The 16,511-nt window shown below is 63.3% G+C and carries 16 protein-coding genes and 1 pseudogene; 8 read left to right on the top strand and 9 right to left on the bottom strand.

All coding sequences use genetic code 11. The features are described 5' to 3' along the window. The first annotated feature begins 223 nt into the window (after positions 1-223). A complete protein-coding gene (locus OKW30_RS04235) occupies positions 224-466 on the top strand; it encodes a hypothetical protein (RefSeq protein ID WP_429346068.1) in 243 nt (80 codons plus the stop codon). Between the two features lie 111 nt (positions 467-577). Here the strand turns inward: OKW30_RS04235 and OKW30_RS04240 are convergent, their stop codons facing one another. Both OKW30_RS04240 and OKW30_RS04245 read right to left on the bottom strand, forming a co-directional pair. Then, the gene (locus tag OKW30_RS04240; protein ID WP_429346069.1) at positions 578-2,239 is read right to left on the bottom strand and encodes an AAA family ATPase; all 1,662 of its coding nucleotides are present in this window, start codon (positions 2,237-2,239) and stop codon (positions 578-580) included. Further along, entirely contained in the window at positions 2,236-2,544 is a 309-nt protein-coding gene (locus OKW30_RS04245; RefSeq protein ID WP_429346070.1) for a hypothetical protein, read from the bottom strand. Before OKW30_RS04245 ends, OKW30_RS04240 begins: the two co-directional genes overlap by 4 nt. Before the next feature lie 174 nt (positions 2,545-2,718). On the opposite strand from OKW30_RS04245, the gene OKW30_RS04250 reads away from it, so the two are divergent. The 4 genes and pseudogenes from OKW30_RS04250 to OKW30_RS04265 all read left to right on the top strand — a co-directional run. Next, on the top strand, positions 2,719-3,669 hold the full coding sequence (locus OKW30_RS04250; RefSeq protein ID WP_187629309.1) for an acetyltransferase: 951 nt from the start codon (positions 2,719-2,721) through the stop codon (positions 3,667-3,669). 423 nt (positions 3,670-4,092) lie between these two features. Continuing rightward, on the top strand, positions 4,093-4,782 hold the full coding sequence (locus OKW30_RS04255; RefSeq protein WP_429346071.1) for a CBS domain-containing protein: 690 nt from the start codon (positions 4,093-4,095) through the stop codon (positions 4,780-4,782). Between the two features lie 233 nt (positions 4,783-5,015). Continuing rightward, the gene (locus tag OKW30_RS04260; RefSeq protein WP_429346072.1) at positions 5,016-5,687 is read left to right on the top strand and encodes a phosphoribosyltransferase; all 672 of its coding nucleotides are present in this window, start codon (positions 5,016-5,018) and stop codon (positions 5,685-5,687) included. Continuing rightward, positions 5,683-5,874: pseudogene (locus OKW30_RS04265) on the top strand (CBS domain-containing protein); the annotation flags it as partial. The gene OKW30_RS04260 and the pseudogene OKW30_RS04265, both read left to right, overlap by 5 nt. 257 nt (positions 5,875-6,131) lie before the next feature. On the opposite strand, the gene OKW30_RS04270 reads toward OKW30_RS04265, so the two are convergent. Further along, complete coding sequence (locus OKW30_RS04270; protein WP_429346073.1) at positions 6,132-7,853, bottom strand: ShlB/FhaC/HecB family hemolysin secretion/activation protein; 1,722 nt, start codon at positions 7,851-7,853, stop codon at positions 6,132-6,134. Positions 7,854-8,267: 414 nt separating this feature from the next. On the opposite strand from OKW30_RS04270, the gene OKW30_RS04275 reads away from it, so the two are divergent. Further along, positions 8,268-10,307, top strand: coding sequence for a glycoside hydrolase family 28 protein (locus OKW30_RS04275; RefSeq protein ID WP_429346074.1), 2,040 nt, complete (start codon positions 8,268-8,270; stop codon positions 10,305-10,307). Between the two features lie 78 nt (positions 10,308-10,385). Here OKW30_RS04275 and OKW30_RS04280 read toward each other — a convergent pair whose 3' ends face one another. Continuing rightward, positions 10,386-12,371, bottom strand: a complete 1,986-nt coding sequence (locus OKW30_RS04280) for a putative bifunctional diguanylate cyclase/phosphodiesterase (protein WP_429346075.1) — start codon at positions 12,369-12,371, stop codon at positions 10,386-10,388. 237 nt (positions 12,372-12,608) lie between these two features. Between OKW30_RS04280 and OKW30_RS04285 the strand changes: the two genes are divergently transcribed. Together OKW30_RS04285 and OKW30_RS04290 are read left to right on the top strand one after the other, a co-directional pair. After that, on the top strand, positions 12,609-13,109 hold the full coding sequence (locus OKW30_RS04285) for a hypothetical protein (protein ID WP_429346076.1): 501 nt from the start codon (positions 12,609-12,611) through the stop codon (positions 13,107-13,109). A 496-nt stretch (positions 13,110-13,605) separates the two neighbouring features. Beyond that, entirely contained in the window at positions 13,606-14,109 is a 504-nt protein-coding gene (locus OKW30_RS04290; protein WP_429346077.1) for a cytochrome b, read from the top strand. On the opposite strand, the gene OKW30_RS04295 is transcribed toward OKW30_RS04290, so the two are convergent. From OKW30_RS04295 to OKW30_RS04315, 5 genes are all read right to left on the bottom strand, one after another. Further along, positions 14,039-14,506, bottom strand: a complete 468-nt coding sequence (locus OKW30_RS04295) for a hypothetical protein (RefSeq protein WP_429346078.1) — start codon at positions 14,504-14,506, stop codon at positions 14,039-14,041. The genes OKW30_RS04290 and OKW30_RS04295 overlap by 71 nt on opposite strands. Positions 14,507-14,607: 101 nt before the next feature. After that, entirely contained in the window at positions 14,608-15,138 is a 531-nt protein-coding gene (locus OKW30_RS04300; RefSeq protein ID WP_184058744.1) for a cytochrome b, read from the bottom strand. Between the two features lie 64 nt (positions 15,139-15,202). Then, complete coding sequence (locus OKW30_RS04305) at positions 15,203-15,640, bottom strand: DUF6691 family protein (protein ID WP_429346079.1); 438 nt, start codon at positions 15,638-15,640, stop codon at positions 15,203-15,205. A 1-nt stretch (position 15,641) separates the two neighbouring features. Then, positions 15,642-16,073, bottom strand: a complete 432-nt coding sequence (locus tag OKW30_RS04310; protein ID WP_429346080.1) for a YeeE/YedE family protein — start codon at positions 16,071-16,073, stop codon at positions 15,642-15,644. 44 nt (positions 16,074-16,117) lie between these two features. Then, positions 16,118-16,511, bottom strand: a 394-nt coding sequence (locus OKW30_RS04315) for a TSUP family transporter (RefSeq protein WP_429346081.1), incomplete at its 5' end; no start/stop codon positions are given.

Below are 16,511 nucleotides of genomic sequence, written 5' to 3' on the forward strand. Positions count from 1 at the left end.
GTCGCTGCTCGGTTCGGTGACGTGCGTTTGAGCCTCGGCGGTGGAGCACGGACCGTGTCGTCCGATCGTTCAACTGGGGTCAGCCGATTCCTACGACCGGCTACGACGGACTAACCCCATTTCCGCCGTCGCTGATTTAGATAACGCCAGCCGTTGCCGATAATAGATTCGACGACACGCCGCGATGTCCGGCGCCAAGGTCGGCGAGTCCAGGGAGGCGGCAATGAACGACACCATCATCCCGCTGCGCGCACTGGTCGAGAAATGGCTTGCGCCGACCGGCACGACACCGGCGCACGTGGTGCGCACGGGCCGCCTGGCGATCACCCGGGCGCGGTATGTCTGGCTCGAGGGCGCGATTTCTTCCGGACCGCTGACGATCGTATTTTCCCGGCACGGCAAGGGTTCGTGGGACGTGTTTCCGCCCGTTGAACAGGCACCGGCAATGAGCGCGCGCTACTTCTAAGCGCCCACCGGTATCAACGGATCTGGTGAAGCATCGGCCAGCCGTGGTCGACGCGCACGCGACCTCGATCACGCGCGCAGATCAATGACCCCGCTTCGCGTCGGAACATGATCAGCGGGTCGCAAACGGCGCTGACTGCATCAGTGCAAGCACGGGTCGCCAGAACGCGGGGGAGTCGAACGCCGCCATCGGTACCGCGGTGTCGAATGACAAGGTCAACGCCTGTTCCGCCGGCGTCAGTGCGTCGGCGCTCGCGAGTTGACGCGCGAGCGTCGCGGTGTCGGCGTCGGATAGATCGCGCGGACCATGCCGGCGCGCTTCGACGCGTTGCGCGAGCACCGTTGGTTCGGCACGAAAGTCGAGAATGCGAGCCGGTACGCCAAGCCGTTGGGCGAGCGCGAAAAACGTGTCGCGGTGACGGAACTCGAGAAAGGTCGCGTCGACGATCGCGCTGTGGCCGCTTTGCAGCACGCGGTGCGCGAGTCGAAGAAGGTGGTCGTAGATCGCGTGACGTGCAGCTGGCGTGTAGTGTTCGGCGCCAAGCGAGGTTTGCGCGTCGGGCGCCGGCCGCAGACGCTTGCGTTCGGCATCGCTCGACACTCGCACCGCGCCGCACAGGTCCGCAAGGGCCCGGCTCGCGACCGATTTCCCCGAACCGGAGTAGCCATGGCACAGCAGCAAAACGGGTCCCGGCTTCTGCGTTTGCGCCCGTGCCACCTCGAGGTAGCGCAGGGCCGGATCCGGGATGGCGACGTTGCGGCCCGCTACGTATCCCGCTTTCAGGCACGCGACCCACGCCCGCACCAGCGCGCGATAGGCGACGTACAAAGGCATCAGCGACAGCGCCGCATAATCGCCCGACGTTTCGAGCCAACGGTTCAACAGTCGATTGGCCAGACGGGGCTCCGCTCGCGCGCACAGGTCCATCACGAGAAACGCGACGTCCGCTGCGACGTCGATCCAGCGTAGCGCATCGTCGAAGTCGATACAGTCGAACATCGCGATTGCGCCGCGCCAGCGAACCACGTTGTCCAGATGCAGATCGCCATGGCAGCCACGCACGAAACCCTCGGCGCGGCGCCGCTCGATCAGCGGCGCGAGTTGGTCGAGCTGTCGCGCGCACCACGCGGCAATGCCGGGCAGCGCGGGATGGCTGCAATTGGCCAGCAGCGCCGCGTTGATCGTTTCGATCTGCGTTCGCACCAGCGTGGCGCTCCCGTAGCGCGACGACGGCGCGTTGCGGGGCGCCCTCAGGTGATAGTCGGCGAGCCGCTTCGCCGCGCCGTCGATGTCGCGCGGCGTCAGTGCTCCCTTCGCCGCGAGACTCGAAAAGAGCATCGCCTCGTCGAAGCGGCGCATCTTGACCGCGTGATCGACGGTCACGCCGCCGTCCCCGAATGTCAGCACGCCGGCGTGGCGCGCAATCGGCAGCACGCCGGCGTAAATACCTTGCGCGAGTGGCCGGTTCAGACGGAGCTGGGCTTCGCAGCAGCGCTTGCGGGTCGCGGTGGCGGTAAAGTCCGCGAAACCCGGGGCGACGGGTTTGATGATCTTGTACGCGAAGCGCCCGGCGAGATACACGACGGATATGTGCGTTTCGACCCGGACGATCCTGCCCGCCGGATGACGGTACGTGCCCGGCCTGCGCAGCGTCGCGTCGAGTCCGCGCACGCTGCGGCGCGCGGCGCGGAGCCGGTTGGCGAGATGCTGGATGCCGCGCATGCCTGCATTGGCGCGTGCTGAAGAAAGCTTGCGGCTCCGTGGCGAACTCATGCCGGACTCCACCTCGCGGGCAGCTGCGCGCCCATTTCTTCGTGGCGACCGCTCAAATCGACCGAGCCCGCGACAACCAGGCCGGAATTCGCGACGAGCGGCACGCCGGGCGCGCGTTCGACGATCACGCTGCGGCCGCCGAAACCAGGCATGACCTTGACGGCCTCGGCGAGCGCATTGACGCCATCGAGCAGCCATTGCCGGGCGTCATGGTGAAGCACGAGCGTCTCATTCGGCACGGTTGACCTCCGCGTGGTGGGACGGCCGGCGCCCGCCTTGCGCGCGAGCCGGAATCGTCTACTCATTTAAGCCATCGGGTATGGTAACCGGCTTGATCTGAATCAACGAGGCGGTAGCCGGGCATCGCCAGTCGGTCGGCAACTGCCTGTACGCTTCCATACGAAATGCAGCGTGGGCCACCGATTGACCGCAGTCAAGCCGCGTGCGATCGTGGCAGCAACGCGCCGGTGGAGCAGCGGATGAAGCGATTCGATATTTTCAATGGCGACGCCGACGGCATCTGCGCGCTGCATCAGTTGCGGCTCGCCGAGCCTGCCGACACCATCCTGATCACGGGAGCCAAGCGCGAGGTAACGCTTCTGCAACGCGCGAACGCGCAGCCGGGCGACAGCGTGACCGTGCTGGATATTTCGCTCGACTCGAACCGCGAGCCACTCATCGCGTTGCTGGATCTTGGTGTAAAGATCGACTATTTCGATCATCATTTCCCCGGTCCCATCCCCGCACACGCGCTGCTGACGACGCATATCGATATGTCACCGGATAGGTGCACTGCGCTGATCGTGGACCGCCATCTTCAAGGCCGGTACACGCGATGGGCGGTGGTCGCGGCCTATGGCGACAACCTGCACCGGGCGGCGCATCGGGCCGCCAGTGCGTGCGCGGTGAACTCGTCCGATGAGCGCAAACTGCGCGAACTCGGCGAAGCGATCAACTACAACGCCTACGGGGACAGCGTCGTCGATCTTGCCGTCGATCCTGTCGAGATGTATCGCGCCATTCAACCCTATTCGGATCCGCTCGAGTTCATTGCGTCGACCGGCGTGCTGCCCGAACTGCAGGCGCGACGAACGGAAGACCTCGAACTGGCCTTGGGACTCGCGGTAACGCGGCGGGTCGCCAATGGAACGCTGCACATTCTTCCCGACGCGGCGTGGGCGCGGCGCGTGCGAGGCGATTTCGCCAATCTCGTCGCGCGACGCGACCCGGCGCAAGCGCACGCGGTGCTGACGGCCGGCGCCGATGGCCGATACACGGCGAGCGTACGGGCTCCGCTCGATTCTCCGCGAGGCGCCGACGTCCTTTGCAGGAAGTTCGGAGGAAACGGCAGGGTCGCTGCCGCCGGTATCGACGGGCTCGATCGCGCGCGGCTCGACGAATTCGTGACAGCGTTCAGCGTTGCGTTTTGACGCGACGTTCGTGGAGCGGGTGACCGGTAATTCACCGCCGCATCGCAGTCGGCAGTGCGAATTCCCCAGGTGGCGCATCGACATGGGCGCCGTCACTGTCGCTTGGACAGAGGAGGGCGGGCTTGATGCTTGATGCAAATCAACAATGGTCCGCCGCTACGCATCGATCATTGGGCTGTACTCGAACCCGGGGCTCATCACGAGTGGCCGGATCTTTGCGATAGGCGCATCGCACGGCGGAATCGAGGCGTTGCAACGACTGGTCGACGCGGACTTCGTCCTGGCGGCGCACCGCGCGAGCGGATTCGAAGTTGGCGCCGAAGGGAGCACGGCGACGCGTCCTTCAGCGCCTGTCAATTGCGTCGCCTCGCGCCTGCCTGCACCCATGTGCGACAGCGCAGGGCACTCGATATGGAGATCACTATGCAAGCCTCGGACATCATGACGACCCGGGTGGTTTCAATCGCAGCGGAAAGTTCGGTCTATGACGCGGCAAAGCTGCTTGCCGACAGCCGGATCAGCGGCATGCCCGTCGTCGACGACGCAGGCAGCGTGATTGGCATCGTCAGCGAGGGCGATCTGCTCCGGCGCGTCGAAACCGGCACCGAAACGCAGCGGCGCTCGTGGCTCGCGGAGTTCCTCGCGCCTACGCGTCAACTCGCGGTCGAGTATCTGAAGGAGCGTTCGATTCGGGTGCGTGACGTGATGAGCGCCCCCGCCGTCACCGTCGACGAATCGACGCCGCTTGGCGCGGTCGCCGAACTGCTTGGGCGCAAGCACATCAAGCGGTTACCGGTCTTGAGCAAGGGCAAGCTCGTCGGCATCGTCAGCAGGGCCAATCTGGTGCGCGCGCTCGCGAGTTGCGCACCCGCGCAGCTCGATGCGCAACCGTCGGACGATCAGATTCGCAGCGCGATCACGAAGGAACTCGACGGACATCGTTGGGCGATGGTCGCCGACGGCCTGATCGTCACGGACGGCGTCGCTCATTGCTGGGGAGCGGTGCGCTCCGAGGAAGAACGCGAGGCGATCCTCGCCGCCGCCGCGCGGGTGCCAGGGGTAAAAGGCGTAAAGGATCATCTGGAATATCCGGACGCGTTCACGCCTATGTGAACAGGGGCGCGGCAAATCGCGGGCATTCCGGCATGCCCTGCACGCCGTGCCGCGCCATGGTCCCGACGCAGTGCCTGGACCTCGACCGTCCGTTCCAGACGTCGCAGTTCTTCCGCTCGGTGACGATCTTCGCGCCATCGCGCTACAACCTACAACCGTGATTTTTCTTGATGCGGCCGATTGATGGCATAGTGGGTCTGGCAACGCGCACCGACGTTGCGGGAGGAAAAGCGATGGGCAACCTGTTTCGCGACCGCGCCGACGCTGGCAGACAACTGGCCCACGCAGTGCGCGACTATCAGGGTCGCGGCGATCTGGTGGTGCTGGCTCTGCCGCGCGGCGGCGTTCCTGTCGCGTTCGAAGTCGCACGGGCATTGCATGCGAAGCTCGACGTTCTCGTCGTCAGAAAGCTTGGGGCGCCGCAAGACGAGGAACTGGCGATGGGCGCCATCGCGACGGGGGGCGCCCTTCATCTGGAAAGGTCGGTGCTTCGCGAACTGCAAATCAGTGACGCCGAATTGGCCGACGTGATCGCGCGCGAAACAGCCGAACTCGCGCGCAGGGAACTGGCGTACCGTGGGGAATGCCCGCCGGTGCCAGTACAGGGCAAGACGGTGATCGTGGTCGACGACGGCATCGCGACGGGGGCGTCGATGCACGCGGCGCTCGACGCACTCCGCAGCAGACATCCCGCTCGGATCGTGGTGGCGGTCCCGGTGTCGCAATCCGATGCGTGCACGGCATTCGAAGGAATCGCGCACGCGTTCGTGAGCGTGCTGCAGCCCGACTGGTTGATGGGGATCGGCGGGTTCTATGCGAATTTCGACCAGACGACCGATGAAGAAGTCCGCGCCTGTCTCGCCGCCGCGCGCGGTTGGGAGCCCGAGCAGGGCTCGGCGGGATGATCTCTGTCTCGCCGCCTCGCGAATGCGTTTGAACGGCGTGCGGCGCCTGCCCGTCGTCGACGCCGCTGGCGGGCTGACCGGCATCGTCTCGCTCGACGATCTGCTCGAGGCGGTGTCTGGGCTTCTGTCGGAGCTATCGCTCGTGACGGGTCGCCAGCCTCACATCGAGCAGAAGAACCGCGGGTGACGGCAAGGCGGCTCATGCATCGACCCCGATCAACATTCACGTCACCGGCCGCCGTGGGCCTGGAAGTGGAACGCGGCTCGGAGAGCGGCCCGCATGGCGGCGCAATTGACCGGATGCGATTCGATTGTCTTGATCGAAGGCTCCGCGAATCATGGAAGACGCTCTCGAAAGGCGCGCCCTGCTGCTTCGTCCGGGGCGGTTGATTGGAGCCCATGACCGAAGAGTCGCGCTACGGCCGGAGTTTGAGCATCGACGGCTCACGTTCCGACCGACACGTACAAGAGCACGATCGGCGCCTTCGAACCATTTGGTGTCGCCGAGCGTAATGGCGCGCCATAGGTGCAGCGCAAATCCACGAATCTCGACCATTGGACGCGCACGCCCGCGCCGACGCCCGCGAGCAGACCGGGGTTATTTTCGGCTGGCTGGTCGATCGTGCTCCATACGCGGCCCGCATCGAAAAACACAAAGGGTTGCACGACTGCGTTGCTCGCGCCGAGCGAGATCGCAGGCGTGCGCACCTCGGTCTGAATGTTCCAGCCGCGATCGCCCAGCGTGACGTATGGGTCGTAGCCTCGCACACTGGACTCCCCGCCGAGCCCCATCTCCTCGCTCGGTAATAACGTGTTCGGCGTCCACTGGAACGTTCCGTTCGTGATCAGCGTGAAGCCAGCCCCAAGCGCGGTGGCACGAGACGCAGTCAACTGCATATAGATGTAGCGGGCCGTCGCGCCCTGCCGCGCGGCGTTAAATGCCGAATCCTGATTGTTGCCATCCAGTCCGCCCGGACTGGCGACGAGTGTCGCCGCGGCGTGCGCCGTGCCAGCCTCGGTCGGTTTGCTGATGTCGTAAGACAACACGAACTGATGTATGTGCGTATTCGAGTTGAAAACCTGGGAGCCGCCGAATTCCAGATCGTTGTTGCTGCGCTTGAAGTCGTATCCGATCTGGATCAACTGTGTCGTGTCCGTGATGGTCGGCAGACGCAAGTCGTAGCGAAAGCTGAACTGCGCAGAAATGCCCGTTTGCCCATACGTGTCGGGCAACCGTGGCGTGCTCTGCGCGTAGACGCCGAACAACTCGATACTGTCGAGCCAAGGCAGCGGCGCCGTGTAGTTCAGCGCGTGCGCGGTGAAGCGGGCACGGTTCGGGCGGCCTTCGATATTCGGATTGCCGCTGAAAAAATCGTTGCTGGCCGTGAATTGATAGGCGATCTGCTGATCGAGACCAAGCAGGTTGCCGTAGCCTATGCCTGCAAAGAACCGATCACGGCCGAGCTCCTGCACGCCTTCATTGTCGTAACCCGCGCTTACGCGAAGCGGCAGCCGGTCTTCGGTTTGCAACACGACGTCGGTCGTGTCGGCGGCCTCACCGGGCGCAAAAACAGCATCGACCCGTCGATAAGGATTCGCGTTGAGCACCGCAAGTCCCTTCGAGACCGCCGATTGCAGGACCGGTCCGCCGGGCTCGAGCGGCATTTCACGTTCGAGAAGCCTGCTCGAAAAGTAGGTGTTGCCGCTGGCATGAACCCGACCCAGTTTGAATTCGGCAATGGCGATACGCACGACACCCGAGCTCACGTCCTGTTCCGGCACGTAGACGTCGACGAGCGGCTTTCCCGCCGCCCGATAACGCGCGACCACGGCGCGGCGTATCTCGGCGAGGCGGCCGAAGGTCAGCGGCTTGTCGAGGTCCGTGGCGAAGCTCTGCAGGAAGGCGGCGTCGAGTACGGGCAATCCTTGCGCGACGATACGACCTTGCTGCCTGGGCGATGCCGCCGCGGACGCGCCGGCCGGTTCGAAGATGAGCCCGGCAAGCCGCTCGACAGCGATCCGTGCGGACTCGGCCTGCGCTTCCGGGGAGGAGGGTGACGACGCGCTTCGCGGCGCCTGCGGTGCGGGTTGCGGCGCGAGGTCGCGCCATGCCTGTGCCGCTACTGGTGAGGTCTGCATGATGCCCGCAATGCACGTTGCGATCATCAGGACAGCAGTGCAGGCGGCGGATCGCGATTTCATCGATCGCTTATATGCAAAGCGCTGTGCCTATTGGCAGCCTGGCAGCAGGCTGCGGCGACCAGCAGGCCGCCGCCCTCAACCCGATGTCGCGCATGTAATACGAGCCTTCCGTCGTTCATGGCGATACCTATTAACGGGTGTGGTGCATCGAATCCGGAGCCGCACGTCGAAATTATTCTAGTCGAAGCGCCTGCGCGAGTTTTCCAAAGCAACCCGAACCAAGTTCACGCCTCGCGAATGGTATGGAGGAAACATTTGGTAAGGGTTTCCTCCATGTGTACGGACCCGCGTCTTGTCTTTACTCTTTGGACTTGTCATACAACATGCGCGATGACGATTCTCTCGTGCGCCTACAACTATTTGTCCAGAGGGGACTCCATGTCCAAGCTGTCGTGCGATCTCGATAAAAATGCGCCCGCAACGGGCGACACCTTGCGCATTTCGCGCCGTGGCTTCATTGGCCTCGGAGGCGCGCTCGCCGGCAGCGCACTCCTGCAGGCTTGCGGCGGCGGCAGCGGAGTTTCCGCTGCCGCGGCAGGCGGAAGCAGTAGTTCCACGCCAGCGACGGGGAGCACGCCGTCAACGGCTGCGGCCGACCCGATCTGGGGTCCCAACGGCTCAGCGACGAACATCATTAATGCGCTGCAGAAGATCACGCAGAGCGCGTTCCCGGCCGTTGATTTCCAGGTCGAACAGTACGGTGCGCAACCGTGCGCGGTCATTGCCCAGGCCAACCCCTACACCGGCAGTTCATCGCCCGTGAGTACGGGGGCCGGCGCGACCAACGCACCGGGATCGTTCGATTCACGTCCCGCTTTCCTCGCGGCAATCGCGGCCTGCAGTGCAGCCGGTGGCGGCCGGGTCGTGGTGCCGGCGGGCACGTGGTATTGCGCGGGTCCCATCGTGCTGCAGAGCAACGTCAACTTCCATCTGAGTGCGAACTGCACGATCTATTTCAGCCCGAATCCCGCCGACTATGCGAAGGACGGTCCGGTCAACTGCGGCGCCAACGGCAATCTTTACTACAGCCGCTGGCAGGCGAACGACTGCCTGAACTTCGGCTCGCCCGTGTACGCGCGAAATGCGAACAACATCGCGGTGACTGGCGAAGGCCCGACCTCGGTGCTGAACGGTCAGGCGATGACGCCGTTCGCCGGAAGCGGAAACACCAGCACTTGCTGGTGGACCTACAAGGGTTCCAGCGGCGCATACGGCTGCGCGGGGTCGACCACGCCGTCCCAGGCCTATACGAATCCGAATAACGTCGATCTGATGGTGGTCGCCCCCACCATTTCGGCCTCGCTCTACACGCTATTGACCAATCCGGCTACGCCGTGGCAGCAAGACCAGAACTACCTGCCGGCGCTCTCCGAAGCGGGCGTGCCGGTCGCGCAGCGAATCTTTGGTCTCGGCCACTATCTGCGGCCGTGTATGGTTGAGTTCATCGGTTGCACGAACGTGCTGATGGAAAACTACCGAACCAACAACACGCCGTTCTGGCAGCATCATCCGACGGACTGCACGAACGTCGTGATCCGTGGCGTGACAGCCGACAGTATCGGACCGAACAACGACGGCTTCGACCCCGACGCCTGCAACACGGTGCTGTGCGACAGCGTAACGTTCAACACCGGCGACGACTGCATCGCGATCAAGTCAGGCAAGGATCTCGACACGGAGTACGGACCCGCGCAGAACCATGTGATCCAGAACTGCATGATGAATAGCGGTCACGGCGGCATTACGCTCGGCAGCGAGATGGGTGGCGGCGTGCAGAACATCTACGCGCGCAATCTGACCATGCTCAATCAGTTCTGGGCAACGAATTCGCTGAACATCGCGATCCGTATCAAGACGAACATGAACCGTGGAGGCTACGTCAAGAACTTCTACGTGAATGGCGTCACGCTCCCGCACGGCGTGAGCCTGACGGGTGGAGGCTACGGCAGCAAGATGCTGACGGGCAGTCCGATCAACGGCACCGTGCCCATCGGTGTGGCCACCGCAACAGCCGCCAACCCGTCCGCGTCTCAAGGCGGCCTGATCACGTTCGATTGCGATTACCAGCCTGCCGCCGACGCGATTCGCACACGCCCCGCACTCATTGACAACGTCAACATCACGAACGTCAATGCTTCGAACGTGGCATTGGGCAGTACAACCGGCTCCTGTTTCCAGGCCATCGTTGCACAAGGTCCAGTTGCGTTCGATTACAACGGTCCGGCGCCTGCGCCGACCGTACCGGCAATCACGGGAGTGACGATTTCCAACTGCGACTTCGGCACGCCTGTGGCCGCAGGCCCCGCGAGCGCCAGCACGCCGGGTCCGATCTACCTCTACAACGTGCACGACATTACGTTGCAGAACGTGATCATCGCTGGGCAGACGCTCAATCAGACGCTGTCGGATCCGCGTTAAAGACGACGCACCAATGAGCGGCGAGGCGCCGCTCATTGGCGTCGCACAGCTAAAGTGAAGTCGTCGCGCCGGGGGCTCTCAAGACGAGCCACTTTGCAGCTCGCTCATCAGGCTCGCCGCGTAGGCCGGAATATTCGCCGCTGGCTGTGGCGCGGCGAAGTAGTATCCCTGAACGATCTCGCAGCCGGCCTCGGCAAGGAAAGCCAATTGTTCGGCTCGTTCGACGCCTTCCGCGACGACTTCGAAACGCAGATTGCGGGCGAGTGCGATGATCGCACCGATAATCGTCTCATCCGCAAGACTGCTGCCAATGCCGCGGATGAACGACATGTCGATCTTCAGACGGTCCGCGTGAAAGCTGCGCAGGTAAGCCAGGCTCGAGTAACCGGCGCCAAAGTCGTCGATCGCTATGGACACGCCAATGTCGTGCAGGGCGCGCAGGGTGGGCAGGGCGCCCGGTGCAACCAGGCCTCCTTCGGTAATCTCCAGTTCGAGCCGGTCCGCGGCCAATTGTGACGCGGCCAGAGCACGACGCACGACGGCGCCGAAATCACTCGAAGTAAGCTGGCTGGGCGACACGTTGACCGACATGCGCAGCTCCGGCAGCACTTCCTCCCAGCGCTTTGACTGTGCACAGGCAGTTTGCAGTACCCATTCTCCGATTGACGCAATCAAACCGATGTCTTCGGCCAGGGGTATAAACGTCGTTGGGCTGACCGTGCCGAAGTCCGCGTCGTGCCATCGGATGAGCGCCTCGACTCCAGTCAGCCGGTAGCTGCGTATGTCCACTTGCGGCTGGTACGCGAGCTCAAAGCCGTTCTGCTCGACGGCGTTGCGTAGCTTGTGCGATAGCGCGATGCGCTGAGTCGCCGCATGCGCGAGCGAAGGGGCAAATCGCTCGACGCCGTTACGCCCGCCTGCCTTGACGCGATACATCGCAAGGTCGGCGTGTTTCAGCAGAGTTTCGCAGTCCGTGCCGTCTTGCGGATAGCAGCTGACCCCGATGCTCATCCGGACCCGCAGTTGCATGTCGTCGATTTGCACTGGCTTGTCCAGCGCTTGCGTCACGCGCGTCAACAGCGCGGAGAGTTCGTCATCGTCGGTTGAACCCTTCAACATCGTCACGAACTCGTCGCCGCCATATCGCGTCACCACGCCATCCGTTCCGACCGATGTCGACAACCGCCGCGCAACTTCCTGAAACAGGCGATCGCCTGCGCCGTGGCCCAAGCTGTCGTTGATGTCCTTGAAATGATCGAGGTCGATGAACAGCAACGCGAATTCGTGACCATCGAGAATCACCGTGTCAATCAGTTCACGCAGCGTCACGCGGTTCGGCAAATCCGTCAGCGCATCGCGACGTGCCTGCCTGACCAGTAGATCGCGCGATTCAATGAGTTCCGTCAGGTCGCTCACCACGCTGATGTGATGCGTAACCTTTTCCGCCTCGTCGCTCACCGGTGCCACGTACAGCTGATACCAGAACTCTGTTCCGTTCGCGCGTCGGCTTTTCGTGAGCGTGGTTGCCTCGCGTTTCTCGGCAATAGCGGTACTGATCTGTTTCCACAATCCAGGTGTTTCCGGCCGCGCGGAATGATCTGCGATCTGCGGGCACTCATAGCCGGTTATTTTCTCGAATGCCGGGTTCGCGTATTCGACCACGTCGCCGCTCGGATCGGGTCGGGTGATGAGCACGCCGTTGCCAATTGCGTCGAGTGCACGGCTTCGCAGCAATAACGCGAGCTCGGCGTGCTTGCGCTCCGTTACGTCGACGGCCGTAGTGAAGCACGCCCGACGGCGGGCATAGGTGAGGAAGTGATACGACAGCTCCACGTACACGGGCGTGCCGTCGCTGTGTCGATGCCGGCATACGCCGGCCGAGCCGTTCGTGGTAGCCGCGGCCAGCAGCGCGTGCAGATCGTGCAGAAATGACGGCAAGTCGGCGTTCGCATACAGAGAGGCCATGTCGAGCGAACACAGCTCACAGCGCGTGCGTCCGTATTGCGATGCGGCGGCCCGGTTCGCAGCGAGAATCGATAGCGTCTCGACGTCGAAAATCAACATCGGAAGTGGATGATGATAAAAGTACCGACGAAACCGGCGCTCGCTTTCTGAAGCAATGACCCGCGCGCGCTGCCGTGCGAGACGGGCGCGATAGTGAGCAACCAACGCATAGCAAAGGAGAAAACATGCCGCCAGCGCCGTGATTGCAAGCACGGTCCGCTCTATCACCAGGTGGCGCGCCGCGCTGTCGGATGCAGCCCTCAGGGAAGCGGTCTGCGCGTCGCGGAGAGTCACCAGTTGGGTGACGATGTTCGCCAGCATACGGTTCGCTTCGAGCAGCGCCGGGCTGTCGACCGACGCGCGGCCATCCGCCGCGCGCGCATGTACCGCGATGTCGGCAAGAAGCCACGCCCAGCGAGCCGTCTCACCGCGCAGGTGCCTTACCATCAGTTGGCTTCGCGGGTCGCTGGCGTAACTTTGTTCCAGGCGGTCGAAACTGGTGGCGGCCGAAACTACCCGCTGCACTGGCCACGCGAAAGATGCCACCCGTGCACTGTCGAGCCCCACCAGGAAATCGGCGTTCGCCCGGATGTTCACTGCCTGCAGCGTCTCGATGTCGTCGCGGGCACGCAGAGCGTGAATGCGCTCCGCGTCGGACCGCTCATGCGATATAAGCGTGTAACCAATGCCGAGAGCGAAAATGACGAGGCCAGTCAACACCAGTGCGACGGTAATGATCAGTTGCCGGTCGACGCCATGTCGCCGCCTCCACCGGCCAATAATGCCGGCGATGCCTAAACTCGAAATAGATTGCATCGGTCAAGAATCAGCGCGCGCACGAGTACATAACATTGATACTCGACGGCGGCGTGGCTGTGCGTCAGCATCTTTTACCGGTTACTGCGCGCGGTAACCGGGCTATTGTCTCCTCGATGGTGATATCGGCAGCGATACGAAGAACTTGAGAATGACTTTGCAAGAGCCACACGACCGGGTGCATACCGCGCCGCCTGGCTGGACGGAGAAGATTTGAAACGTGAGCCGCCATCAGCTTGAGATTTCGCCAGGAGTTTGCGCGTAGAATTCATTCACGAATCCAATACGCCAGCGTCCGGCCAGCCATGCATGCCACGTCACGATACGATGCATCTGCGTGTGTTATCCACTGGCTTGCCGTGTCGCGGTCGTGCCTACCGTTCGTCGATGGGCACACATCGGGAGCGCTATAGTGAAAAGCTCTGCCACACGCTACGGTTCGATTGCCCAATTCCTCCACTGGTGCACGGCAATTGTCGTGCTCGTGACGTTCATGTATGGGCCCGGCGGATCTGAACAGCGCGTCTACTCTTCGGTGCACGAGTTCGACCGGCGACTGCACGAGACTTTGGGTTTGTGCGTGTTCGCGCTCACCCTCATCCGCCTGCTGTGGCGAGCATACGACGCGCGTCCCGAGACACCTCCAGTTTCTCGCTGGATGGCTGTGATGGCAACAACCGTTCGATGGATGCTGTATCTGCTTCTCCTCGCGCTACCGCTTACCGCCATCTCGGGCGCGTGGCTCGAAGGGCATCCGCTGACGCTGATCGGCGGTTACGACATTCCGCCTTTACTCAGTAGTTCGCACGGAGCAGGCTCAGCCCTCGCGTCGCTGCACGCGTGGCTCGGCGACGCCATTATGTGGCTTGCGGGGTTGCACGCATTCGCGGCTATTTTTCATCACGCATTCCTTAAAGACGACGTCCTGATCGCGATGCTTCCACGCTGGTTTCCGGCGGGACGGGCACGTACTGGCCGATAAGCCCCGAATGCCACGAGGCGAGATTGGGCGACGATGTTCCTTGAACACCCGTGGTTGGGCCGCCAGCTTCGCCGAGAATCAGGTCGCTTGCGTTCCCAATGATCCTGTCGACACAACGGAAATCCATGTTGTCCGATGCCCAGTGGCCGATCCAGCTTCCATCGCTTCCCTGATGGTCGTAGTTCGAGTAGGTAAATTGCGTGAACGCACCGATCCTGTCGGTGATCTTGCCGGCGAGGAAGATGCTGGCTGAATCGAAAATCGGCAGACCGTCTTTGGGAGAGACGATATTGCCGCTGGCATCATGGTTGAGCCTCGTCCTGGTCACGTCGAGCATCGCCATCACGGCCACTGGAATCGTACGTTCGCCGAAGGTATATCCGTTCAGCTTGAACATTCGACCGTACGGCGTCAGTTCGGGAAACTGTCCGCCCGCGTGACATGCCACGCAGCTTTGCCCTGTTTGACGGGCAAATGTAGGCAGCGCTCGAACTACCGCTAGATCTTCATGCGCTGCAGAACGCGGTCGCCGGCGACGAACTGATGAAACATCGCCGCTGCGATATGCAGGCAGATCACGCCGAATAGAACCCAGGCGAGGACGCCGTGAACATCGCCCATCGCATGTCCGAATGACGAACCCGGTGCCGACAGTGAGGGCAACGAAGCAAGTCCGGCGAGGCGGACCGTCCACGTGCGCGACGAAGCGTTGATCCAGCCGAGCAGCGGCACCAGCACCAGCAGCACATACAGCGCGAGGTGCGTGAGCTTCGAAGCGGCGCGAAACAGCGGCGGCAGGTTGTCCGGCGGCGACCGATGAGTCACGCGCCACAGCACCCGCAACACCATCGCTGCGAGCAGCGCGGTGCCGACGCCAAGGTGCCAGGCGATTTCGCCGTCCGGCACGGTATCGCGGTGCACGTCCGGCATCGTCCAGCCGATCACGAACTGCGCGGCAACCAGCCCGACGACGAGCCAATGGAGCAAACGTGCGACGATGTCATAGCGGTGTTCAGTGGAGACTTGCATAGGGGGAGCCTGTGAGTTGGATTCAGTCGAAACAGATCGTACACGACCGCGCCTTAAGGCCAGGTTAAGGGCCGGTTGCCAAGGCCACCTGTCTGCGCCGTTCCAACGACTCGAAGACCGCCATTCCCGCGATCATCGCCGCCACGAACACCCACGCTTTCACCGACCCGAGTCCGAGCGCAACGAGCGCCGGGCCGGGACAGAGCCCTGCAATTCCCCAACCGACGCCGAACGCGAGGCTGCCCACCATGAGCCTTCGCGTGACGTGCGTTGACGCGGGAATCTGCATCGGCAATCCGAGCAGCGACTTGTCGCGGCGCTTCGCGATCGCGAAGCCGATTGCTGCGACAGCCACCGCGCCGATCATCACGAACGCGAGCGACGGATCCCAGCGTCCTGCGAAATCGAGGAAGCCCAGCACTTTGGCGGGGTTGGCCATGCCCGACAACAGCAGGCCGAAGCCGAACAGCAGCCCGCATACGAATGAAACGACTGTTGCCATCCTAGGCTCCGAGAAGATGTCGCATGATATAGACGGTGACGAAGCCGGCCGCCATGAACGTCGCCGTCGCTACGAGCGAGCGCGTGGCGCCGCGTGAAATGCCGCACACGCCGTGTCCGCTCGTGCAACCGCTGCCATAGCGGGTGCCGATGCCGACCAGAAAGCCGGCCGCGATCACGGCCGGCCACGACGCGTCGACGGTGATCGCGACGGGCGCACCGACCGCGCGCGCGATTACCGCGGCAGCGACCAGCCCGGCAACGAAGGCGGCGCGCCATGCGCCGTCTCGCCTGGTCCAGCGCAGCAGGCCGCCGACTATCCCGCTGATTCCGGCGATGCGGCCCAGCAAAAGCACCATCGCCGCAGCCACGGCGCCGATCAGCAGGCCTCCGCACAGGGACGCGATCGGGGTGAAATGGTCGAGATCGATCATCGTTCAGGTTGACTGTCGTGTGAGTTGGAGGGAAGCGGCAGCGCTTACATCAGCGCCGCTTTGACCAGCAGGCCGAGCGCCACGCAGACGAGGATGCTCGCAAAGCCCAGTTGCACCTGACGCGCGGCGATGTGATGCGATGCAAGCCGGCCGCTGAGCATACCGGCGGCGGTGGCGCCAGTGAACCACAACGCGACTTCGAGTGGAAGCGTTGCGCCGTGCGTGGCCGTCGCGAGAACGCCGCCACTGCCGACGAGTGCGATCACCATCAGCGAAGTCGCGACGATACCGTGCATCGACACGTCCGTCAGCTTGCGCATCATCGGCACGATGATGAAGCCGCCGCCGACACCGAGCATCCCCGTCATCAATCCCGTCAGCGAACCGGTGGCCGCGAGCGCGGCTGCGCGTTTCCGATTCATTTGCCCGCGGTGCGCG

The organism is Paraburkholderia sp. Clong3 (assembly GCF_050436485.1).
Lineage (GTDB): Bacteria > Pseudomonadota > Gammaproteobacteria > Burkholderiales > Burkholderiaceae > Paraburkholderia > Paraburkholderia tuberum.